The 25,154-nt window shown below is 38.6% G+C and carries 15 protein-coding genes and 1 tRNA gene; 14 read left to right on the top strand and 2 right to left on the bottom strand.

Going from position 1 to position 25,154, the window contains the following annotated elements; genetic code table 11:
- Position 1 precedes the first annotated feature (1 nt).
- The 3 genes from GQR55_RS13995 (at position 2) to GQR55_RS13985 (ending at position 3,742) form a co-directional block, all read left to right on the top strand.
- Positions 2-77, top strand: a tRNA-Glu gene (locus tag GQR55_RS13995).
- A gap of 281 nt (positions 78-358) precedes the next feature.
- Positions 359-3,226, top strand: a complete 2,868-nt coding sequence (locus GQR55_RS13990) for a pitrilysin family protein (RefSeq protein ID WP_166421087.1) — start codon at positions 359-361, stop codon at positions 3,224-3,226.
- 249 nt (positions 3,227-3,475) lie between these two features.
- Positions 3,476-3,742 (top strand): DksA/TraR family C4-type zinc finger protein, encoded by a 267-nt coding sequence (locus GQR55_RS13985; RefSeq protein ID WP_166421086.1) that lies wholly within the window; start codon positions 3,476-3,478, stop codon positions 3,740-3,742.
- Positions 3,743-3,797: 55 nt separating this feature from the next.
- On the opposite strand, the gene gloA is transcribed toward GQR55_RS13985, so the two are convergent.
- Positions 3,798-4,199, bottom strand: a complete 402-nt coding sequence (gloA, locus tag GQR55_RS13980) for a lactoylglutathione lyase (RefSeq protein ID WP_166421085.1) — start codon at positions 4,197-4,199, stop codon at positions 3,798-3,800.
- 647 nt (positions 4,200-4,846) lie between these two features.
- Here gloA and GQR55_RS13975 point away from each other — a divergent pair.
- The 11 genes from GQR55_RS13975 (at position 4,847) to GQR55_RS13925 (ending at position 22,691) form a co-directional block, all read left to right on the top strand.
- Complete coding sequence (locus GQR55_RS13975) at positions 4,847-5,725, top strand: NAD(P)-dependent oxidoreductase (protein ID WP_007585320.1); 879 nt, start codon at positions 4,847-4,849, stop codon at positions 5,723-5,725.
- A 148-nt stretch (positions 5,726-5,873) separates the two neighbouring features.
- Entirely contained in the window at positions 5,874-8,132 is a 2,259-nt protein-coding gene (locus tag GQR55_RS13970) for a polysaccharide lyase 6 family protein (RefSeq protein WP_166421084.1), read from the top strand.
- Positions 8,133-8,137: 5 nt separating this feature from the next.
- Positions 8,138-10,363, top strand: a complete 2,226-nt coding sequence (locus tag GQR55_RS13965) for a heparinase II/III family protein (protein WP_166421083.1) — start codon at positions 8,138-8,140, stop codon at positions 10,361-10,363.
- Between the two features lie 5 nt (positions 10,364-10,368).
- Positions 10,369-10,713: a cupin domain-containing protein gene (locus GQR55_RS13960; protein WP_166421082.1), complete on the top strand. Its 345-nt coding sequence runs from the start codon at positions 10,369-10,371 to the stop codon at positions 10,711-10,713.
- Positions 10,714-10,715: 2 nt separating this feature from the next.
- On the top strand, positions 10,716-12,023 hold the full coding sequence (locus tag GQR55_RS13955; protein WP_166421081.1) for an MFS transporter: 1,308 nt from the start codon (positions 10,716-10,718) through the stop codon (positions 12,021-12,023).
- Positions 12,024-12,097: 74 nt separating this feature from the next.
- Positions 12,098-13,030, top strand: coding sequence for a sugar kinase (locus GQR55_RS13950; RefSeq protein ID WP_166421080.1), 933 nt, complete (start codon positions 12,098-12,100; stop codon positions 13,028-13,030).
- A 428-nt stretch (positions 13,031-13,458) separates the two neighbouring features.
- The gene (gene eda / locus GQR55_RS13945) at positions 13,459-14,076 is read left to right on the top strand and encodes a bifunctional 4-hydroxy-2-oxoglutarate aldolase/2-dehydro-3-deoxy-phosphogluconate aldolase (RefSeq protein WP_166421079.1); all 618 of its coding nucleotides are present in this window, start codon (positions 13,459-13,461) and stop codon (positions 14,074-14,076) included.
- 14 nt (positions 14,077-14,090) lie between these two features.
- Positions 14,091-15,173: a class II fructose-bisphosphate aldolase gene (gene fbaA / locus GQR55_RS13940; RefSeq protein WP_166421078.1), complete on the top strand. Its 1,083-nt coding sequence runs from the start codon at positions 14,091-14,093 to the stop codon at positions 15,171-15,173.
- Entirely contained in the window at positions 15,170-16,132 is a 963-nt protein-coding gene (locus GQR55_RS13935) for a class 1 fructose-bisphosphatase (protein ID WP_166421077.1), read from the top strand. Before fbaA ends, GQR55_RS13935 begins: the two co-directional genes overlap by 4 nt.
- A gap of 468 nt (positions 16,133-16,600) precedes the next feature.
- Positions 16,601-19,333, top strand: coding sequence for a poly(beta-D-mannuronate) lyase (locus GQR55_RS13930; RefSeq protein ID WP_166421076.1), 2,733 nt, complete (start codon positions 16,601-16,603; stop codon positions 19,331-19,333).
- Between the two features lie 325 nt (positions 19,334-19,658).
- On the top strand, positions 19,659-22,691 hold the full coding sequence (locus GQR55_RS13925) for a TonB-dependent receptor (RefSeq protein ID WP_166421075.1): 3,033 nt from the start codon (positions 19,659-19,661) through the stop codon (positions 22,689-22,691).
- A 254-nt stretch (positions 22,692-22,945) separates the two neighbouring features.
- Here GQR55_RS13925 and GQR55_RS13920 read toward each other — a convergent pair whose 3' ends face one another.
- Positions 22,946-24,856 carry an aminotransferase class V-fold PLP-dependent enzyme gene (locus tag GQR55_RS13920; RefSeq protein ID WP_166421074.1) on the bottom strand — a complete coding sequence of 637 codons (1,911 nt, stop codon included), beginning with the start codon at positions 24,854-24,856 and terminating at the stop codon, positions 22,946-22,948.
- Between the last annotated feature and the right edge of the window lie 298 nt (positions 24,857-25,154).

Here is a 25,154-nt window from a genome sequence, read left to right as displayed (position 1 = left end):
TGTCCCCATCGTCTAGAGGCCTAGGACACCGCCCTTTCACGGCGGTAACAGGGGTTCGAATCCCCTTGGGGACGCCACTTACTATTTTAAGTATTGTATAAGCAGTGTTACATAACACTCTATATGCACGATGTTATTAAGAGTATCAATCTCTTAGCTATAACATTTACTACTTAGATAGGGAAGTGCAGTGTTATTAGAATAAAACCACAAATTAATACCCTCATTTTACACTTCATTATCATATCAATCTATTTACACTTTGTTACAAAACCAAACCCATAATCGCTCCATATTCCTTGTTGTACTTTTAATTAGTCTTTAAACTCATTGAGTTAATTTAAATATGGACTAAAAAATGAAACTAACAAAAATTGCACTTGCTGTTTTACTTGCATCAGGGTTGGCTGCATGTAATAGCTCAACTCAAGCTGTTGATAAAAATATTGTTACAGAAACATCAATTCCTGGCGTTACACTTATTGAATCAGTGAAATCTAATGCAGGTGAAATCAACATACCGTATAAAAAATATAAACTAGATAACGGTTTAACTGTAATTGTGCATGAGGATCATTCAGATCCCTTAGTACACGTTGATGTAACATACCACGTTGGTTCTGCTCGCGAAGAGCTGGGTAAGTCAGGCTTTGCTCACTTTTTTGAGCATATGATGTTTCAAGGTTCAGAGAATGTTGCTGATGAGGAACATTTTAAAATAATATCTGAAGCAGGCGGTACTTTAAATGGTACAACTAACTCAGATAGAACAAATTATTTTGAAACAGTACCTGTAAATCAATTAGAAAAAATGTTGTGGCTAGAAGCTGATCGAATGGGCTTTTTACTCGATGCTGTAACCCAAGAAAAATTTGAAGTACAACGCGAAACAGTAAAAAATGAGCGCGGCCAACGTGTTGATAATCGCCCTTATGGTCGTTTAGGTGAACGTGTTGCTCAAGCGATGTATCCAGATGGTCATCCATATTCATGGCCAGTAATTGGTTTTATGGACGATCTTAATCGCGTAAATGTAAATGATTTAAAAGCATTCTTTTTAAAGTGGTATGGTCCTAATAATGCAACGCTTACTATTGGTGGCGATATCAACGCTAATGAAATACTGCCATTAGTTACTAAATACTTTGCACCAATTCCAAAAGGCCCTGAAATCCCTACAGTAGAAAAAACAGCTGTAACACTCAATGCTGATAGATATATTTCAATGGAAGATAAGGTACATTTACCTTTATTAAGTATGAGTTTCCCAACTACTTACGCTCGCTCTGAAGATGAAGCACCTCTTGATATACTTGCGGAAATATTAGGTGGTGGTAACAATTCATTACTATACAAAAATCTAGTTAAAAACCAGCTTGCGGTTCAAGCAAGTGCAAACCATCCATGCCAAGAGTTAGCGTGTTCAATTAGTATTTATGCTTTACCTAATCCAACAGCAGGAAAAACGTTAGCTGATATGGAAAAAATTGTTCGTGATTCATTTGTAGAATTTGAAAAGCGTGGTGTTACACAAGACGATTTAGATAAAGTAAAAGCTAAAATAGAATCAGGTGCTATTTTTGGTCTGCAAAGCGTATCAGGCAAAGTTTCTCAGCTTGCTGCGTCTGAAACATTTACTGGTAATCCAAACTCAGCAAAAGATGAAATTACACGTTATAACAAGGTTACAAAAGCCGATGTTATGCGTGTTTTTAACCAGTATATCAAAGATAAACCTGCCGTTATTATGAGTGTTGTGCCAGAAGGGCAAACTCAGCTTATTGCGGCTGCAGATAACTTTACCCCTAAAACGCATGACTTTGGTGGCCCGTCTACAACTTCTGCTGATGATTTAGTAGCGAGAAGAGCTGTTGATACGTTTGATCGAAGTGTACATCCAGTAGCAGGTGCAAACCCTGCCGTTGATGTGCCTGCACTTTGGCAAACTAATACCGCAAACGGTATTAAAATATTAGGCACTCAGAGCACCGAAACCCCAACGACGGCTATTTTTATTAAAGTCCCGGGTGGCTTATATAATGAGCAAGCGAGTAAAGTGGGTTTATCGTCAATGACCGCATCGCTAATGAGTGAGGCTACGCAAAACTACTCGACAGAGCAAATGAGTAACGCGCTTGAAAAGTTGGGTAGCCAAGTAAGCATATATTCAGATAAAACACATACAAATGTATATGTTTCTAGCTTAACTAAAAATCTAGATGCAACATTAAAGCTTGTAGAAGAAAAGTTATTTAAACCGGCATTTAATGCAGATGACTTTGAGCGTAATAAAAAGCAAAGCATTCAAAACATCCAGCATTCAATGAAAGATGCAGGTTATTTAGCATCTAATACATATAGCAAATTACTATACGGGAATAACATAGCTTCACTACCAAGTGGTGGTACTGTTGAAAGTATAGAAGCCATTACACTAGATGATGTTAAAGCTTTTTATAATGCAAACTTTAAACCGCAGGGCGCTCAAGTAATTATTGTTTCTGATTTAAAAGAGTCAACAATTGAACCAAAAGTTAAAGCTACACTTACAAATTGGAAAGGTAAATCGAGCTCAGTAGCGGTTGATTTCAGTGAACCTAAAGTAGAAACTAATGTAATTTATTTGGTTGATAAACCAGACGCTCCTCAATCAGAAATTCGAATAGGTAAACGCGATATGGTTGAAGATATTACAGGTGAGTTCTTTAAAGCTAACTTGATGAACTTTGCACTGGGTGGCACGTTTAACAGCCGTATCAATCTAAATTTACGAGAAGATAAAGGCTACACTTACGGTGCTCGCTCTCGTTTCTGGGGTGATAAAACATCAGGTGGCTTTACCGCTTCTGCAGCGGTGAGAGCCGACTCTACTGCAGCGTCTATTACAGAGTTTACCAACGAGCTTAATAATTATGCTCAAAATGGTGTAACAGACGAAGAGCTTATGTTTATGCGCAAAGCTATTAATCAAAAAGATGCGCTTAAATACGAAACGCCTAATGCAAAACTTGGCTTTTTAGCACAAATACTAGAGTTTGATTTAAAACCTAGCTTTGTAAAAGAAAGAAATGAAATTGTTAGTAATATCAGCAAGGAAGAAGTTAACACCTTAGCTAAAAAACACTTAAATACTAAAGACATGATTTATTTAGTAGTGGGTGATGCTAAAACACTTCGTCCAGAGCTCGAAAAATTAGGTATGAAGGTTGTTGACTACAGTCTTTAATATTTAAATAAATCATTGGAATTATAAAGCAGCTTTTTTAGCTGCTTTTTTTTGCCTAATTGTAGAGTGTTGAACTTTTTGTGAAGTAGATTACAAGGAGTAACTACAGCATCTTTCCTTAAGATATAAAATATAGTTTCGTAGCTTAAGCCTTCAAAGAACATCACATTCCTAGCTTTTTTATTCAGTACTTATAAAGATTCGATTTGGTAGCATAAGTTTAAACATCCAACTTTATTAGGAGGATTTATGGCAAGTGGATGGGCACGAGACGGTGCAATTCAAGATCAAATTGATGCGAGTGTTAACGACGCCGTACAGTATGCGAGAAGCAATTTAATATCAGGTGCAAGTGCAGAGCTATGTGATGAGTGTGATGAGGAAATCCCACAAGCACGAAGGCTCGCGTTACCAGGAGTGCGCTATTGTGTTGCATGCCAAGCTGCAATAGAAGGTAATGATGCTAGCGCTAAATCGTTTAATAGACGTGGCAGCAAAGACAGTCAGTTGCGTTAAAAGGTGCTAAAAAGCACCTTTTTTAATTTAAACTAGCACCCACAACTTACATAACTTAAAAGTTACTCATATCTTCTTTTTTCTGAATAAGTTCTATTGAATAACCGTCAGGGTCTTTTACAAAAGCAATTTCAGTAGTACCGCCTTTTACAGGCCCTGGTTCACGACTAACATTACCACCGGCTGCCTTAATATCAGCACAGGCTTTGTAAATATTATCAAATTCGATGGCTATATGGCCATAAGCATTACCAAGGTCGTAGCTATCCTCATCCCAGTTATATGTCAATTCTAGGACTGTCGTGTCCTTCTCATCTCCATACCCAATAAAAGCCAATGTATATCGATACTCGTCATTGTCTGCGCGTCGTAACTCTTTCATACCTAATACTTCAGTATAAAAAGCAATTGATTTTTCTAAATCCGCTACACGCAGCATAGTATGTAATAAACGCATTATTCAGTTCCTTTAGTGATTTTTCAAAGTTCAGTATATTTTTAACTAAGCGCTATTATTAAGCACATTTTGTGGTTTTTATATGTATTAGCCATATATGTAGGCGTTACGTATAAATCACAACCTCAATACCATTTAGAGTTGGAAGCTGTTCACGTATGGTCTTTATAATTTTACCAATAACATCAATTGTAAATTACCAATTAATGAACCATTTTATTGAATTTTGCATATTTAAATAAAGAACACTCAATTATTGGTCAACCTATTAGTATAAAAAAAGTTACTGATTGTTCAACAAAATCTAACCTATGTCTGATTGGGTTTTTCATATCTAACTATTTGTTTTTGATTGATATTAAATTTATTTTCATGTAATTTGTAAAAATATGGGATTTACTTGGTTAACTTATTGGTTGACAAAAAAGGCGTATGGTAATACAGTTTTTGCATACCAATTGGTAAGTTGCTTGGTTTGAGTGAATACAATGTATTGGTAATTAATCAGAGTTACGTTTTGCACAGGTTAATTTATAAATAACTCAAGCTTAAAGTTACTCTACAAATTGAAACAAAGACACAGCGTATTTTAGAGTAGATTTTACTTGTTCTTATAAAAGTATGCGCCACATATTTAGGAGTTATTCATGTCAAAACCAGTCATCGGTTTCATCGGCTTAGGCTTAATGGGCGGCAACATGGCCGAAAATTTACAAAACAAAGGCTATGAGCTAATTGTTATGGACCTTAGCAAAGATGCGGTTGCAGCATGTGTCGCTAGAGGCGCAAAAACAGCAAGCACTGCTAAAGAGCTAGCTGAAGGTTCAGATATTGTTATGTTTTGTCTTACAACTTCTGCCGTTGTAGAAAAAATCATTTATGCAGAAGACGGTATCCTAGCGGGTATTAAAGAAGGTGCAGTACTAGTTGATTTTGGTACTTCTATCCCATCATCTACTAAAAAAATTGGTGCTGATTTAGCAGCTAAAGGCGCAGGCATGATTGATGCTCCTCTTGGTCGTACACCAGCACATGCTAAAGACGGCCTTTTAAACATCATGGCTGCAGGCGATATTGATACATTCAATAAAGTTAAACCAGTACTAGAGGATCAAGGTGAAAACGTTTTCCATCTTGGCGAGCTAGGTGCAGGTCACACAACTAAACTTATCAACAACTTCATGGGCATGACTACAGTATGTGCTATGTCACAAGCATTTGCAGTTGCAGAGCTTGCTGGTGTTGACCGTCAACAACTTTTTGACATCATGTCGACTGGTCCATCTAACTCACCGTTTATGCAATTTTGTAAAAACTATGCAGTTGATAATGTTAGCGACCTTGGTTTCTCGATTGCTAATGCAAACAAAGATTTAGGCTACTTCCTACAAATGGTAGAAGACCTAGGTACTGAATCAAAAATCGCTGAAGGTTCATCAGCTAACCTACAAGCAGCGTTTGACGCTGGTATGGGTCAAGGTAACGTTCCTGAAATTTTTGATTACTTCAAAAAGCTAGAAAAGTAATACTTCTCGACCTTATTGAGCGCTTTAGGCTTTTAGCTTAAGGCGCTTTAACACACATGACACCAATTGACTAAAGTCTTTGTGCAATGTCAGCTTTTTTAAATTCTGATGAAGCACTACTTTCAGTCACAACGAAAAAGAGTTAACTATGCGTTTGATTAACACAATAAAGCTTAGTCTAGTTCTCATCGGTTGCATATCCACACAAATAGCGGCCAAAGATTATTTTGTAGAAAGTAAACAAGCTTTTAATGATATCGCAGCTAATCTAGTTGCTGGCGACAAAGTAGTACTTAAAGATGGTACTTGGTCTGACTTCGAAATCCTACTTGAAGGCCAAGGTACAAAAAACTCTCCTATTTTATTGACCGCTGAAACTAACGGTAAAGTGATTTTATCGGGTCAATCGAACCTAAGACTTGCAGGTAAATACCTTGAAGCCTCTGGTTTAGTATTTAAAGACGGCTACACACCGAGCTCAGCTGTAATAGAGTTTCGTAAAAATAAAAATGAGTTAGCCTACAATTCACGAGTTACTCAAACAGTAATCGATAATTACAGTAATCCAGACAAACGAGAGTCTGATTATTGGGTTGCATTATATGGACAACATAACCGCTTTGATCATAGTCATTTAGTTGGCAAACGGAATAAAGGCGTGACAGTTGCTGTTCGTTTAAACACTCAAGCAAGCCAAGAAAACTATCACCGCATAGACAATAACTATTTTGGCTACCGTCCTACTTTTGGTTCGAACGGTGGTGAAACCCTACGTATTGGCACCAGCCATTACTCATTAACTGATTCGCATACATTGGTAGAAAATAACTATTTTGAACGCACCAATGGTGAAGTAGAAATTGTTTCGGTTAAGTCAGGTAAAAACATCCTTCGTAATAACGTATTTTATGAAGCGCGCGGTACATTAACGCTGCGCCATGGTAACGGTAACCTTATTGAAGAAAATATTTTCATTGGTAATGGTGTTGACCATACCGGTGGTATCCGCGTTATCAATAAAGACCAAATTGTAAGAAATAACTACCTACAAGGTCTAACAGGGTACCGTTTTGGCAGTGGTTTTACTGTGATGAACGGCGTACCAAATTCATCTATAAATCGTTATCACCAAGTTGAAAATGCGACAATTGAAAACAACACATTTATAAATGTGCGTCATATTCAACTTGCCGCAGGTAGCGATGCTGAGCGTAGCGCTGCACCTAAAGATAGCGTAATGAAAAACAACTTAATCATAAATCAAGATGGTGAACAGCCATTTACAACATTTGATGATGTAAGCGGGCTGGTACTAAGTAACAACATTGCTGATACAAAAGTACTTTCTGAGCTAACGTACGGTGTAAAAAAAGAAAAAATCACGCTTAAAAAAGCAAGTAATGGTCTACTTTACCCAACATCTAAAAGTTTAAATGTAGGTGCAAAGCGCGATTTAAAAGTACTTAAAAAAGAAGATACCGGTGTTAGCTGGTATGCAAAAGTACCTGCTTTAGTTGATTTTGATTCTGGTAAGACACATTCTGTTAAAGCTGATGTAAGTGCATTACTAGACGCTATTGATAATGCAGAGTCGGGCGATATTCTAGAACTAGCGCCTGGCCAGTATGATGTTTCTAAACTGGTTAAAATTGATAAAACACTGACAATTAAAGCGAAGCAGAGCACAAAGTCTAAACTTACTTTTCAACGCTCTACCTTGTTTGAAATACATGATGGCGGCAGCTTAAAACTAGATGGTTTATCAATTTCAGGTGAAAACGCACCAGATGCAATTGGTAACAGCATTGTTCGTACGCAAAAATGGGGTATGGTTGATAATTACCGCTTTGTAATGACCAACTCAGAGTTAAATGCTTTAGATATTAATCATTCATTCCATTTCTTTATCACGGGTAAAGGTGCAATGGCTGATGAAATTATTCTTACAGGTAATACCTTTAATACTGTAACCGGTGACATTTTACGCCTAAACACCGAGATTGAAGACTTAGGTGTTTATAACGCTGAATACGTTATTGTAAATAATAATACATTTAATGATGTGGAAGGCGGCATAGTTAAGCTTTACCGTGGCGGCAGTGATGAAAGTACATTTGGCCCTCATTTTGAAATGACGAATAACACGCTTAATAACGTCGGCCTTGGTAAGCGTAATAAAGAGCAAGCGAGCATTTATGTTCACGGTGTTCAGGTTACTAATATTAAAGAAAATAAATTTGTTAAATCTGCTCCTATTGTTGTAGAACACACTGTAGGCGAGCCTAAAACTGAAATCTCTAACAATACATTTGATGCAACCAAAGCACCAAACGTTAAAGAGCTAAGAGTAAAAGGCCCACACACGGCAGTATTAAAAAACAACAACATTTTAAATAAGGCAGGGTAAATACTATGTACTTATTAAAATGCCAAACACGTTTTAAAATAGCTGCTGTAGTTGCAATTACATTACTTACATCATTGGGTGCGCATGCAGCGCACCCAAACTTAGTGATTACTACTGATGATGTTAAACAAATGCGCCAAGCTATTAGTAGCAACGGTAGCACAAAGTTTGCAACTGCGTTTGAATCGCTAAAAACACAAGTTGATGAGCAAATTGCTCAACCTATAACTGTACCAGTTCCAAAAGATGGCGGTGGTGGTTATACACATGAGCGTCATAAGAAAAATTACCAACTTATGTACAACGCGGGCATTATTTATCAATTAAGCCAAGATGATAAATATGCAAACTATGTACGTGATATGTTGCTTGAGTACGCAAAATTATACCCAACGCTTGGTCTGCATCCAAAACGTAAAATGGACTCGCAAAATCCAGGTAAGTTTTTTTGGCAAAGCCTAAATGAAGCAATGTGGCTTGTGTACACAATACAAGCTTATGATCTAATTCATGACTCGTTAAATGCCAATAACATTAAAACAATCGAAAATGACTTACTACGTCCTGTTTCGTTGTTCACATCTGTAGGACAACCGTCTACATTTAATAAAGTACATAATCATGGAACATGGGCAACAGCGGGTGTTGGCATGGCAGGGTATGTATTAGGCGAACCTGAGTGGGTAGAAAAATCATTATACGATTTAGAAAAGTCGGGTAAGGGTGGGTTTATTAAGCAGCTAGAGATGCTGTTTTCACCACAAGGTTACTATAACGAAGGTCCTTACTATCAACGCTTTGCACTATTACCATTTGTAACGTTTGCTAAAGCGATTGAAAACAACGAACCACAAAGAAAAATATTTGAATATCGCGATGGCATATTATTAAAAGCGATTGATACGACGATTCAACTTAGCTACAACGGTTTGTTTTTCCCAATTAACGATGCAATAAAAAGTAAAGGTATCGATACCATTGAGTTAGTAAATGGGGTAACGGCAGCATATGGCCTAACCAACGATGCGGGTTATTTAGATATTGCTAAGCAACAAGACCAAATAATTCTCTCTGGTGATGGGCTAAAAGTAGCTCAAGCACTTGATAACAACATGGCAAAACCTTATTCGTTTAAATCTGTTGCCTTCGGTGATGGTAATGACGGAAAGCAAGGTGCTCTAGTTGTAATGAGAACGCAGGTAGGTGGCGATCAAGCTCTACTATTTAAACCTGCTGCACAAGGCTTAGGTCACGGTCATTTTGATAAATTAACATGGCAGTTTTACGACCACGGAAATGAAATTGTATCTGATTATGGCGCAGCACGTTTTTTAAATGTAGAAGCTAAATACGGCGGTCGTTATTTACCTGAAAACGAAACTTACGCTAAACACACTGTTGCGCACAATACGGTAGTGGTTGACGAAACAACGCATTTTAATGCAAATGTTGAAGTAGGAAATAGTAATTACCCTTCACTTAACTTTTTCGAAACAAATAAATACGGCACGGTTTCAAGCGGCGAAATAAGCACAGCTTATAAGGGCGTTGATCTTGAGCGTACGCTTGCACTTATTAACTTACCTGAACTACAAAGCACAGTTGCACTTGATATATTTGATGTTGCTGCAAATAAAGCACACCAACTTGATTTGCCTTTGCATTATAAAGGTCAACTTATCGATACCAGCTTTGAGTTAAAAGCAAATACAACACAACTCGCTGCATTAGGTACTAAAAATGGTTACCAGCATCTATGGCTTAAAGCTCAAGCGCAACCTCAAAGTGGTTTAGCTAAAGTAACGTGGCTGAACGAAAACGGCCGCTTTTATACGCAAACGAGTTTGGTTGAAGGTGATGAGTCTTTCTTATTTACTCAAATAGGCGCAAACGACCCAGATTTTAATTTACGCAACGAAAATGGTTTTATTCGTCGTGTTGAGGGTCAAAAAAATCATAAATTTATATCAGTACTAGAGCCTCACGGTGAATACAACCCAAGTAAAGAATATACATTAGAAGCAGTAAGTAGAGTTACAGGGCTCGAATATAGTCAGCAGGGCGATTTAACACTTGTTGAACTTGATATTAAAGGCAATTCGTATTTAGTGGCTATTAACAAAGTTGCTGAATCAGCTAAGCCTGGCAAACACACATTCAATTATCAAAATAAAGAGTTCACTTTAAATGGCCGATTAGGCGTTTATATGATGAACAATAATCAGGAGTAAACAGGATGCAAAAGCAAAGCGCACACTTTTCATTTGGCAGCGAGACCGAAATTGAAGATTTAGGAAATGGTCTAAAACGTCAAATGCTAGGTTATAACGAAGAGCTAATGGCCGTTAAAATTTGGTTTGAGAAAGGGGCTATTGGGTATAACCATGCTCACAGACATTCTCAAGTAACGTATGTTGTTGAAGGTGAGTTTCACTTTAACATTGATGGCGTCACTAAAATCTTAAAACCGGGTGATAGCTGCTTAATCCCTCCATTTGCTGATCATGGTGCTACCTGTCCAACAGGCGGGATCCTGATTGATACCTTTAGCCCAGCGCGTGAAGACTTTCTTGAGGATTAATTATGCAACTTAAAGGCTTACGTTGGTGGGTTATAGCGCTAATTGCGCTAGCGACCATTATTAACTATATAGACCGACAAGCACTTAGTGTGCTTTGGCCGGACATTGTTGAAGATTTATTTCCTGATGAATCAGCGCTAGAACGCAAACAAATATACGCTAATATTTCAATTGTATTTGTATTTGCTTACGCATTTGGTCAGGCCATATTTGGAAAAATATTTGACTGGGTTGGCACACGCTTCGGTTTTGTTTTATCGATAGGTGTTTGGTCTATTGCCACCGTTGCGCATGCATTTGCACAAGGTGTACTTAGCCTTAGTATTTTTCGCGCAATCTTAGGTGTAGCAGAAGCCGGTAACTGGCCGGGCGCAGCTAAAGGTAATGCTGAATGGTTTCCAACTAAAGAACGTGCTTTAGCACAGGGTATTTTTAACTCTGGTGCTGCAATTGGTGGCATTATTGCTATCCCTTTAATTGCATACTTAACTATCTACTTTAGCTGGAAAATGGTGTTTGTTTTTGTCGGTGTATTAGGTTTTCTTTGGTTAGTGCCTTGGTTAATTTTAGTTAAAGCGCCGCCTAGCTCTCATCCTTGGCTTACTGCACAAGAACGCGAGTACATTTTAACAGGTCAAAGACGTGTTGATGATAACGGCGATGTAACTGGTGAAGACGAAGAAGAATATAATCCTTCGACTAAAGAGCTACTTTCTCGTAAACAAAGCTGGGGCGTAATTATTGCCTCTGCTGCAATTGACCCTATTTGGTGGTTATTTGTTTTTTGGATTCCAATTTACTTAAACGAAGTATATGGCATGGATGTTAAATCTATTGGTATATACGGTTGGGTACCTTATGTTGGCGCTATGTTTGGTGCTTGGTTTGGTGGCTTATTGGCTCAAAACCGACTTAAAGCAGGCTGGAATACAGACAAAACACGTAAGCTAACTATTACGCTGGGTTGTTTAATTATGCTACCTGCGTTACTTGCAATGGCAAATCCAGGTGGACCAACAACTGCGGTACTAATTATGGCTGTTATCTTATTTGGTTTTCAAACTGCAATTGGTAATGTGCAAACACTACCAAGTGATTTGTTAGGCAAAAAAGCTGTAGGTACATTATCAGGCTTCTCTGGCATGGCGGCAAAACTTGGCGCTGTAGGCCTTACATCGCTAGTGCCAATTCTTACTGCTGATGGTAACTATACGCCAGCATTTGTTATTGGTGCTTCTTTAGCCATTATAGCAATGGCAGCTGTTTGGATTTTAATTCCAAAAATAGAACCTCTTAAAAAGCCTCAATAATCTAGATAATAACTGCTATGCCAACATAATCTGTATAAGCGCATAGCAGTTAACTACATAGGGTAACTTCCAAGATGAAAAATATTTACTTTATCGGTGAATGCATGGTCGAGCTTAGAGCTATGAGCGCAGCCACACTACACCAATCATTTGCAGGCGATGTTTATAATTCTGCAGTGTATTTAAAACGTTGCTTCCCGCAGGTTACTACTTCGGTTGTTACGGCTTTAGGTCAAGATAATTTAAGTAAAAAAATGCTAGAACGCTTTGAAAGTGAACAAATAAGTACACAACTCGTATTTGCTCACGATACCAAAGTACCCGGCATGTATTACATAGAAACCGATGAGCATGGTGAGCGTAGCTTTATTTATTGGCGTAATGATTCTGCAGCTAAAAAGGTTGTTGATTTTTTAGATGCTGATGCACTCGAGCAGCTTAGCCAAGGTGATATGTTTTTCTTTTCAGGAATTTCATTAGCAATAATTGAAGAAAGCGCACGTGAGCATTTTTGGAAAGTTGTAAAGCAGCTTAAAGATGCTGGGGTTAAAATAGTTTTTGATCCTAACTACAGAGCGCGTTTGTGGAATAGTGTAGAGGAAACTAAAGAGCAGTATCATTTAGCCTTTACGCTTGCAGATATTACCCTTCCAGGCGTTGAAGATTTAACAACACTTTATGACGTACATAGCGTAGAAGCGGTTGTTGAATATTTAAAACCTTACCAAATTGAAGAAATTATTGTTAAAAATGGCCCTGAATCGGTAGTGACAAAAGAGGGCGATACGCTTCAAAGCCACACTATAATACCGGTAACAAATGTTGTAGATACTACCTCAGCAGGCGATGCCTTTAACGGTGTTTATTTAGGTGCTCGTTTATCTGATAAATCAATTTCAAGTGCTGTACAACTTGCTGCAAAAGCGGCAGGTGCTGTTATACAACAGCCAGGCGCCATTGCTCCAAAAGATATATTTCAGCTAGCAATGATTGAAGCTGGTATTTGATACCAATTTTATTAAAAACATGATCACCTTAGCGTATTAAATAACTCACTAACTACGTTAAAAATTATTTATATAGAACAACTATGTATCATAATTTTAGCCTTGTTATTGAGCTGTTTTCTTGTCGCTATAATAGATCATTAATTTAATGCAATTGGTATAACAAAATAATTAACCTGAACTCTGGTTAAGAGATTTACTAACATATTGAATCATGGTGATATTTAAAATTATTTTCTCTAGCTAGAGATTTTCAGTGAAAACAAGGCGAATTTACGCGTCAATAGCGGGCCTATTGCAAGTAAATTCAACGCAGTTAGCGCTGAAAATAGCTGCTTGAGATAGATTTATTATCTAGAGTTCAGGTTAATCAAACATTAAAGGCCGCCATACATCGGCTGCATTACTTTTTATAAAGGAACAACGTTATGACTCGCTTTTCTGAACTTATGTCAGGACAAACACTGCTACCTATAATTCAAGCTGATACGCCAGAGCAAGGTGTTCAAATAGCGAAAGCTATGGCTAAAGCCGGTCTTACTTTAGTTGAAGTAGTACTTAGAACAGAGGCATCAATAGAGGCATTAAAAGCTATTAAAGCACAAGTGCCTGAGCTAAAAGTAGGTGCGGGTACAGTCATAAATACTGACATTTTAGAGCAAGCACTTGAAGCGGGTTCTGACTTTATTGTAACGCCAGCGGTTTCTCCTGCGCTACTTACTGCACTTGCTAAATGTAATGTACCAGTACTTCCTGGTGTATCAAACACAGGTGATATTTTAATGGCGCTTGAATATGGCTTTAAAGAGCAAAAATTATTCCCAGCATCGCTTGCTGGTGGAGCACCTTTTGTATCAGCTGTTTCAACAGTATTTAGATCAGTAAGTTTTTGCCCTACAGGTGGCGTTAGCGAAAGTAATAAAATAGACTACCTTTCATTAAATAATGTATTCGCCGTTGGCGGTACTTGGATAGCGAAAAAAGAATGGGTTGAGCAAGAAAATTGGCAAGCAATTACCGATTCTTGTATCCAAGCTTTAAAGTAGAAAGGATCTTATAAATGAATTATTTAGCCCCAACAATACTGCCAGGCGTAATCGTTGGCGACGAAGTAAGTGCTGTGTATGAACATGCGCGTACTAATCAATATGCGTTGCCAGCGGTAAATGTTGTTAGTACAACATCTATAAATGCGACGCTAGAAGCTGCTAAAAAGAAAAACTCGCCCGTTATTATTCAGCTTTCTAATGGTGGAGCACAGTTTTTTTGTGGTAAGAGCCTATCTTTACCAGAGCAACAATCAGCGGTGCTTGGGGCGGTAAGTGCTGCAAAATACGTACATATGGTTGCCGCACATTATGAAGTAGCAGTGATGCTTCATACTGATCATGCAGCTAAAAAGCTACTACCTTGGATTGATGGTTTACTTGACGAAGGTGAAAGACACTTTGAACTGACTGGCAAACCATTGTTTAGCTCACATATGATTGATCTTTCAGAAGAGCCTCTAGAAGAAAATATTGAAATTTGTGAACGTTACTTAACACGTATGGCAAAAATAGGGATGACGCTAGAAATAGAGCTTGGCTGTACAGGCGGCGAAGAAGACGGTGTTGATAACTCACACCTAGACAGCTCTTCTTTATACACTCAGCCTGAAGATGTTGCATTTGCATATGAGCGTTTAACTCGTATTAGCCCTAACTTTATAATTGCAGCGTCTTTTGGCAATGTTCACGGTGTATATAAGCCAGGTAACGTTGTTCTTACGCCAACTATACTAAAAGATTCACAAGCTTACGTCTCAGAAAAATTTAATCTACCAAGCAACTCAATCAACTTTGTGTTTCATGGTGGTAGTGGTTCTGAATACGATAAAATTGCAGAGTCTTTAACCTATGGTGTAGTTAAAATGAATATTGATACCGATACTCAGTGGGCGTGTTGGACAGGTATTTTAGACTACTACAAAGTTAACCAAGCATACCTACAAGAGCAAATTGGTAACCCTGATGGGAATGATAAGCCAAACAAAAAATACTATGACCCTCGCGTATGGCTGCGTCATTCAGAGCAAAGTATGGTTGCAAGACTAGAGCAATGCTTTGACGATCTAAATTGTGTAAATAGGTATAGCGCATGAAAAGACTAAATACAGTATTAAAAGAAGACGGTGTAGATACCGATCTTATTTTACTTATTCGCACAATTTTAGCGACCAGTAAAGAAATTGCTTTTCGAGTAAGCCAAGGTGAATTAGCCGGTGTTTTAGGTTCAACATTGAATGAAAACATCCAAGGTGAAGTGCAAAAAAAGCTAGATGTAATTGCAAACCAACTACTTAAAGACATACTACTTGACGACAGCAGCGTACGCACAGTTGCATCAGAGGAAGAAGATCATGCAGTAGGTGGCCATCCTGAAGGTAAGTTTATTGTTGCTTTTGACCCACTAGATGGCTCTTCTAATATTGATGTTAATGGCCAAATAGGCACTATATTTACTATTTACTTAGCCCGTGATGATGTTGCCTTCGACAGCGACGAGCAATTTAGTCAGCCCGGTGTAAATCAAGTATGTGCAGGCTACGTGTTATACGGACCTTCATCATTACTTGTAATGAGCACTGGCGGCCCAACACGTTGTTATACATTAGACTCAACACATGGTGGCTATTTGCTGACAAATAAGCAATTGAGTGTGCCTGAGCAAAGTCGTGAGTTTGCCGTTAATATGGCTAACTACCGTTATTGGAACGAACCGACTCAAGTGTATTTTGATAAATTGCTATATACCTGCGAAACCTTTGAAAAAAGCTCAATGCGCTGGAATGCAGCGATGGTAGGGGACGTTCATCGTATTTTATGCCGAGGTGGCTTATTTTTGTATCCACAAGATAAACGTACCGGTAATGATAACGGAAAAATCAGACTACTTTACGAAGCAAACCCGTTAGCACTTTTAGTTGAAAACGCAGGTGGTAAAGCAACCTCTAGAGGAACGCGTATTTTAGATATTGCGCCAACTAGCTTGCATCAACGTGTGCCGGTTGCTTTAGGCTCAAACGAACCTGTAGAGTTTTATAATAACGCTATGTTATAAATCAAGGTTCAATTCAAAAATAAAAGGGGCAAGATCATTGCCCTTTTTTAATTCTATTTTCATTATCTTTATAAACAATCCTATTTATGCACGCTCACTCCTTTTCTTAATTTTTTTACAGTCTTTAAATAAGAATACTTCATATATATTAAATAAATCTTATTTACTCAATCCTCCTATAAAACCAACTTTACACTATAAGTGTTATGTATTTTTGTGGCCTTTGTGCGTGATAACATTCAATTTTAGACCAATTAAAATAACGAGTGGTTAAATTAATGTTTATTTATTGTTATTTAATTCTCTGGGTATAGTGGAAAAAGTTATTTTATTATGGTTATATTACCAAGTTGGTTAACAATTTATTTGCAATTTAAATGAATTTGGTAATAAATACATAATTTATTTGGTAACACATACAATAGATAACCAAATATTAAAACCATAAATTTGGAGAATAGAGCCACCATGAAATTAAAACATTTTGCGCTATGCGCTATTGCAGCTGCAATAGTTGGTTGTGACACAAACTCAAACAACAATGACAACAACTTGGGCTCTATTGCTCTTAGTGGAACGGTTACAAGCGGACAAACATTAACAGCTGAAGTTAGTGACCCTGATGGTATCTCAGGTGACGTGACTTACTATTGGTATGCAGATGGTGAGGCAATTACAGGTGCAAATAGCGCTTCGTTTACACTGACTGACGATCAGATAGGGTTACCAATTACAGTTCAAGGGCTTTATACCGATGATGGCGGTATTAATGAATCGCATATTACAGATCCAACCGCAGATGTTGCCGCAATCGCATTCCCTGCAAGTTTAACTATTACGGGCGACGCTCTAGTTGGTTCGCAACTAACAGCCAATGTAGCTGACGAAAATGGCTTTGATGGCGATACAGTAACTTATAAATGGTTTGCTGATGACATAGAGATTGCAGATGAAGCACTTTCAACGCTCACGTTAACAGACGCACAGTTTGGTACAGTTATAACAGTTAGTGCATCTTTTGAAGATAGCCGTGGGTTTAACGAGTCTGTGACTTCAACGGGTACAGAGGTTGTAGCACGAACAAACTCAGAAGGCGAAGTTACAATTAGTGGCACGCCAACCGTTGGTAATATATTAACAGCAGAAGTTGCTGATACCGACGGGGCAACAGGAGATATTACTTACCAATGGCTTGCTGACGCACAAGAGATAGATGGCGCAACACAAAGCACCTTTACAGTTGATGCATCACTTTTAGGTCAAAAGATAAGTGTTCAAGTTGCTTACACAGATGATAATGGATTTATCGAGGATAATACATCAGAGGAAACAATTGCTGTTTCTGCTGTTGCGGTTGACGAAGCCGGTAGCGTCGCCATTATGGGCGTAGCGCCTTATTTGACAAGTGGCGAGTTAACCGCTGAGATAACTGATAACAACGGTGTTGAAGAGGCAAACGTTACTTATACTTGGTCTGCTGATGGCGTTGAAGTAGCCGACAGTAATAGTAAAACATTTACACCTTCTGCTTACGCTGGCTCAATAATGTCGGTAAAAGCCACGTATACCGATAATGATGGATTTGTGAGTGACGTTACAAACTCACTTGATACATTAGTTTACACACAATTAGTTAGTAACCCTGAAGCACTCCTTGGTGCTATAAGTGGTGGTTTAGCTGATGGTGATGTTATTGGCTTAAACACCGGTGTTTATGCTGATATGGACGCAGTTTTATTAACCAGTGCAGTAACGCTTCGCGCTGTAGAAGGTCAAACTCCTGTACTTAGCGGTGAAGTATGTGTGCATGTAGCTGCTGGAGTAGATGGCGCTGGATTAACAGGGCTTACCTTTAAGAATATAGATACTAAAGCGGGTGCATTTTGTGAAACCGAAGAAGGTGCTGTTATTTACTCAGAAGGGGATAACTTTACTTTTTCGCAAAACACGATGGATGGAGAAGAAGCTACACTCAATAACTCTGAATACCATTGGCTGATGATAAAAGGTCAAAGCGCATTAGTTGAGCGAAATACATTTTCTAATCGAAATGTGGCTGAAAAAGGGTCCGTGATTAAAATATCGTCATCAAGCTCTGATCACGTTATTCAATATAATTTATTTAGCGACAGTAATAACCCAAACTTTGGGCAATCAAGTTTATATTTAATTAATGCAGGTAGTACAACGGGTAGCGGTGCAGCTGATGATGCAAACTTTACTATTCAGTATAACCGCGTAGAAAACTTTGTAACGGGTCGTCGTTTAATTCGAGTACAAACTTCTGGTGCAACCATCAAAGGCAATACAATTGTAAATCCTAATGGGGGTATCTCTTTGGAAGATGGTGGATTTAACAGTGTTACCGACAACATTATTATTCGTACTACAGATATAGCGAGCTCAAGCGATAGACCTGCAGGCATTTTAATAACACCGCTTGGGCATACAGTGAGCAATAACTATATTGCAGGCATCCGCTCAGCTAACAAAGAAGCGGGCGGTATTGTATTTACTGCAAATCCATTTTCGCAAGCTGATGGCGGAGTACCAAACTCAGGTAACCAAGCTATTCTTGATGGTGCAGGTGACTTTACACTAAATGTAACAAATAATACGGTTTTGAACTCGCAACAACCGATTGTGTTTAGTACTGAAATTGGCTCTAAAGCACCGACAAGTGATTGTGATGAGTTAACCGCAGCGAATGCGCCGGTGCTATACGGCCTAACCAAAAATGCGTTTGTTATCAACTTTAATGGAAATTTAATTGCAAACGGTTTAGGCGATCAAACAGACGAAGATACAATAAACAGCAGTGCTACAACTCAAGGCCTATTTTACCCAAATACACTTGATAGTGACCATGCTTTTGAATATGACTGTGACTTAATTAATCACGATAGTTCGGTGCTAAGTAATAACTTTGGTTATATGGATAGTCGAGTATCAGGCGATGCAAGCGGTGACTGGGTTGAAATTAGAAAACTAAATGGTAATGGCGCATTCGATACTGATGGTGCAATTGACCAAGACCCAGCAACTAATGGCAAAGAAGTACTTGAGTACGTTACAGCAACAAGTACGTTATTAGAAACTGACCCTGCAGGCCTGCAGGCAGAGGCGGGTGCTAAAGGTCTTCATTATATTCAATCATCTGAAGTCGGTGTTGGATCTACATGGAAAATACAAAACGATTAAATAACCAATTAATCAGTTAACTTTTAAAAGCCCCAAATTTGGGGCTTTTTTATTATTCATTAATAATCACCACACTTTTCTCAACCTACATTACCCATTTATAAACTAGTTTAGAGCGGTTTATATTCTAGTAAAAAACCTGCCTGACCTACTGGTAATGCCACTAAGTTAAAATTGGTATACCTTATGGTAATATTAAAGCGTCAAATTGGTTGATCATCGTGCTGCGTTTAAGTATATTAACGTCAAAGGTCACATAAAATATACATAAGCATAACAAGCTAACACACTAAAATCACACAACAACAACCAGCGGAGAATTCAAATGTCGTTGAAGTCACGAGATAACAATAATTCTACAACAGGGCAGTTTGCAATGCGCCCAGTTGCAAAATGGGTAAGAACAGCGGTCATCGCAGGTATGGCAAGTTCTTGCGTATTTACAGCAAGCGCACAGGAAGATCAGGGAAAAGCGACAGAAGTTGAAGAAGACGTTGAAATAATTAGTGTTACAGGTACACGTAGAACGATTCAAGACCAAATAGCAATTAAACGTGAAGCAACAACGGTAGTTGATGGCCTGTCATCTGAAGATATTGGTGATTTACCAGCACTGTCTATCGGTGAAGCACTGGAATCAATTACAGGTGCTGCATCTCACCGTGAAAACGGTGGTGCAACAGAAATCACTATTCGTGGTCTTGGTCCATTTTTAAGTGCAACGCATATCAATGGTCGTGAAGCGACTAATGGTAGTGGTGACCGCTCAGTTAACTTTTCGCAGTTTCCGTCTGAACTTGTAAAAAAAGTAGCAATTTATAAAACGCAAGATGCGTCAATGATTGAAGGTGGTGTTGCAGGTGTTATTGCACTTGAAACTATAACTCCACTTGATTTTGGCAAGCAACGTGTATCAGCTGAAGTTAAATTAAACTACAACCCTGATGAAGGTAATGTAGATAACTCACTTCAAAGTGACGCGGGTTACCGTGGCACGTTTAGTTATGTAGACCAGTTTGAATTTGATAACGGCCAAGCCGTTGGTGTGTCTTTTGGTGTACAGCGCCAAGATATCAGCCAACCAGAAGCTGAATACAGAAGCTCTAGCCCATCAGGTTCTTCATTGTGGGCGTGTTTAAACGATCCTAATAATACCAATGAAGGCTTTTACCGCAGTAGCGCAGGTGACTGTGAAGATCAAGTAAGCGGCAGTAAAAATCAAGGTTACGATACAAAAATTGATCCTGATACAGGTAAAGCAGTAAGTGATGGGACTCCTTATGCTTGGACTGGCAGTAGCCGAAGCTACCGTCAAAACGAGACATCAGATGAACGTGATGCAATGTTTTTTGCACTGCAATACCAACCTTCAGCTGATTGGGATGTTAACTTTGATGCACAAATTTCAGATAGAACACAAAAAGAAGCACGCCACGATTTAATCTTTTTACAAAAACGTGCAACACCAGGCGTAACCGGTCCAACACTTGTTACTAATGATGTTGGCGGTATCCTTCATTGGGAAGGCGAAGAGCGAATTGAATCTGCAGGTGAGCAATTTTCTCGTGAAGAAAACTACCAAGGTTACGGCATAAATATAGAACATACAGTTACCGATAGATTAACTGTTGACTTAGATTTAGCGTATTCAAAAACAGAACGCGAAGAACTTCAAATATCTAACCGTGGTAGAACATCAGGTCGTAATTTCTTTTCTTGGGATATGGGCGATGAAATTCCTCATTTCACATTATCAGACTTTGACGTAACAGATATTTCAAACTTTACAGATAGCCTAAGAACACGACTTGACCGTGAAAATGTTCGTGAAAACGAAGTTATCTCAGCGCGACTAGATTTTGACTATACCTTAGATGGCAATGTTTTCACCAGTATTCAAGGTGGTATTAGAACATCTGAAATGACCTTCCTACAGTATGGCGGAAGCCAAGGTAACGGTTCAAGAAATGAGTACACACTAGATTCAGGCACTGAAGCACTTGACGTACTACAAGGTTGTCAAATCGATTTCCCTGAATCAGGCTTTTTATCGAGTGTATCTGATGGCGATATTGTAACAAATGTTGATAGTGACGGTAACGTTGTAGATAGCGGTACCGGTTCATCATGGGCTACATACGACAACGTATGTTTCTCACAAGCTGTAGCTGGTTCTAATGCTGATGGCGTGTTTGCTTACCCAGAAGTTGAATATGAAAATGCAGGTACAATTGATGTAACAGAAAAAACCACATCAGTGTACTTAATGGCTAACTACGATACTGAAATGTTTGGTAAATTCATTCGCGGTAACTTTGGCCTTCGTATTGTAGATACAGAAGTAACATCAATTGGCTTTAGAAACAGCTTTGATGTAGTAACAAGTGATACTGGTGTACTTTCTCTTGTTGAATCTGATAATGGCTCATTGGATAAAATAAAAAGCGGTGGTGATTACACTAAGTATTTACCAAGCTTTAACCTAGTTATTGATTACAGTGAAGATATTTTATTACGAGCTGGTATATACCGTGGTATGTCGCGTGCAGATCCATCTGATTTAGGTTACAGCCGTACATTCCAAGAAGATACAGAAGGTACAGCAACATCAATCAGCGATTTATTAGTCGGTGTAAATGGTTCTGGTAACCCAGACACTCAACCGCTTATGTCGTGGAACTACGACGCTGCATTTGAATGGTACCCTAACGAAGATTCAATCTTAGCGTTAAGCCTATACTACAAACAGTTCAACGGTGGCTTTCAACAACAAACAGTAATTGAAGAATTTACTGTTGCTGGTGAAACTGTTTCATTACCAATTACTAACTCTGTTACATCAGACGAAGACAGTGAAATATTAGGTCTTGAAGCTTCATTTTCTTACCGCTGGGATAATGGCATCGGTATGAAATTTGGTTACAACTATGCAGACACTGATTTTGAGTTCCAAGATAGCTTATACGGCGATACGTTTGAGACTGACGTAGATGGTAATACTACACAGTTAACTGACGGTATTATTGAGTCGGCTTCAGTACCTGGTTTCTCAAAGCATGTATTTAGCAGTCAGCTATACTACCAAATTGGTGGATTTGATACTGCTGTTATTTACAAATATCGTAGTGAGTATTTCCAACCATATACTACAAATGGTACTCGACTTCGTTATGTTGATGGCGTAGGCGTATGGGAAATGCGCGCATCATACAAAATTGATGAGCACTTTAGAGTTAAAGCAGAAGCAATTAACTTGTTCAGTGCACCTAAATCACAAGACTTCTTTGTTGAAGGTAATTTAGGTGAAGTGAATGACTATGGCCCACGCTTATTCCTAGGTTTGAGCTACAAGCTGTAATTTAGCTAAACATTAGAAAAAATTTAAAAGGCGGTTTATGAACCGCCTTTTTCACGTTTATAATTCGGGTTTTATTCGCTAAAGGATAGAAGGTGTAAATTAATAAAAAAGCCAGAACAGAAATAAGTAGCTTTGAGGCAAGCTACTTAGACAAGTCTGTGCTGTGGTTTCATACAAATCTTCAATATTACAGCGGCGATGTCTTGCGACACAGCCACCAGTAATCATTATTGAGATAGTATTAAGTGAATACTTTACTTCTTAACTTTACCCTTAAGAACATAAATTTCACCATCAAAACTACCCTGAATAGTTAGCCCTTGGCTTGCCAACTCTTGCAAATATTCAACATGATCATTAGTAATATGCTGGCCTGGGACTAAAAGCGGAATGCCCGGTGGGTATGGAGTAACTAAACCGGCACAAATGCGATTGTTACTTTTGCTAATAGGCACAGATTCGCGATCGCCATAAAAAGCATCACTTGGAATACATGCTAAGTCGATAGCGGGTAAATTTTCAGGTAAGCGGGCTCTGCGCGTCGATTTAGACAGCTTTACCTTACCGCTGTCTAGCTTTTTCAACGCATTGTACAAACGAATGATTTTCGAGCGCGTGCCACCAAGCGTAAGTAAAACTAAAATGGTGCTGTGCGTGTATTTTTCTATCTCAAGGCCAATTTCATCCAATAAGTATTTATGAATATCTTTTAATGAATAAGGTAGTTCACTAATATCAATAAGGATTTTTAGCGGATCGTGACCCATGTTATCGCCACTAAAGTGCGGGAATATTTTCATAAAATCTTCCTTACCGAGCACTTTAATTTGCTTGAGCGACGCCATTTGTTGTTTAAACTCTTCAACATGATTTAGCAGCGCATTGAGTAATTTATAACCTTCCATCTCTAATTGCTTTTGGCATACGTCGAGAGACGCAATAAGCTGATATTTAGGCGATGTGCTCGCGTAGATACTGTAAATATCGCGGAAGAAATCTGCATCAAAATCGGGGTCGTTAATATGAATATAAGACGCCTGAGAAAATGCCGATACCACTTTATGCGCAGAATGGGTAATGTAGTCAGCCCCAGCATGTATGGCTGAATAATGACGAAAGCTAGGATGAAACAAAGAATATGCAAACCAGGCTTCATCTATAAACACTTTAATACTATGTTGATGAGCGTAATCTACCACTTGTTTCAGATCGCTAAGTAGGCCATCGTAAGTACAACCAGTAAGCACCAATAATTTAGCATCTGTATTGTTTTCGATTGCCAACTTAATATCGGCCAACGAAGGTGGCGCGAAAATACCGTATTTTGGATTTAGTATACTCGCCAAATAAATGGGGTAACTAGCTGATTGCAAAATGCCATAGTGCACAGATTTATGGCAATTACGGTCTACAATGACTTTATCTCCCTTGCGAAGTAGTGTCTGCAGGATGATTTTATTTGAGGTAGATGAACCGTTTGTAACAAAGTAGGTGTGCTTAACTTCAAACGTTGCCGCTGCTGACTCTTGAGCACGGCCAATGGTATTAGTGCTGTCTGACAATGAGCCTAGTGAGTCTACCGAAACTGACAGATCGCCAACAAACACATTGCGACCGTAAAACTGATAAAAATCGTTTATATAAGGAGAGTTTCTAAAGCTAGAACCGCCGCTATGACCAGGTGTATGCCAAGAGTCATTCGCTTCGCCAACATAACGACGATACGCCGTCCAAAATGGCGTTTCAGAGCGATCATCGAAGTCGTTGATCATATAACCTAAAATGGCTTCTGGGTCAGAAATCACCTCATCTTTAAAAAAGAAGGATTCGATTTCTTCCGATTCGTTGATGATTTCCAGTCCTTTAGTGTCATCGCCTATAACATAAACTGGTAACTCGAGACGAATTGCCTTTAAGTCTTCGATAAAGCGACTATAAATTTGTTCACCCACTTTGTTGTGTACATCCCAACTGAGAACCACGGCTTGAATATCGCCATCTTCCTTTACACATTCCAGTGCTTGCTTCAGATCGAGACGTTCAATAATATCGATATCAATATCAACTCGCTCAAAATTAGGAATCGTTTTTGACAGGTTAGCGCAAAGCTCTTGCAGGATGATTGGGTCTTGCTCAATTATCAAGATACGAAGTAGAGGTAGCATAGGGATTTCGCAATAAAAATTTATAATGTTCAACAGCATAACTAAAGGAGTGAGACTTGTGAAATTAATACTTTGAAAAATTTTAGCAGTTAGTCTCACACGCCCTAGTGAGTTGGGGAAAAAGATGAAAGTCGAGAAATATTTTGGTGTTATGTTTGTAGGCGCGGCTTTATGCGGCGCTTTTTGGGTTTTGAGGTTTGTGCTTTATTGCGCGAGGTAAACTCGCGACTACAGGGGTGGCATTATATTTGTAGGCGCGGCTTTATGCCGCGCTTTTGTGGTTTTGAAGCTTGTGCTT

It is taken from the genome of Pseudoalteromonas sp. Z1A8 (genome assembly GCF_011378855.1).
Lineage (GTDB): Bacteria > Pseudomonadota > Gammaproteobacteria > Enterobacterales > Alteromonadaceae > Pseudoalteromonas.
Note: the sequence above shows the minus strand (reverse complement) of the source record. Positions and strands in the feature narration are given on the sequence as shown.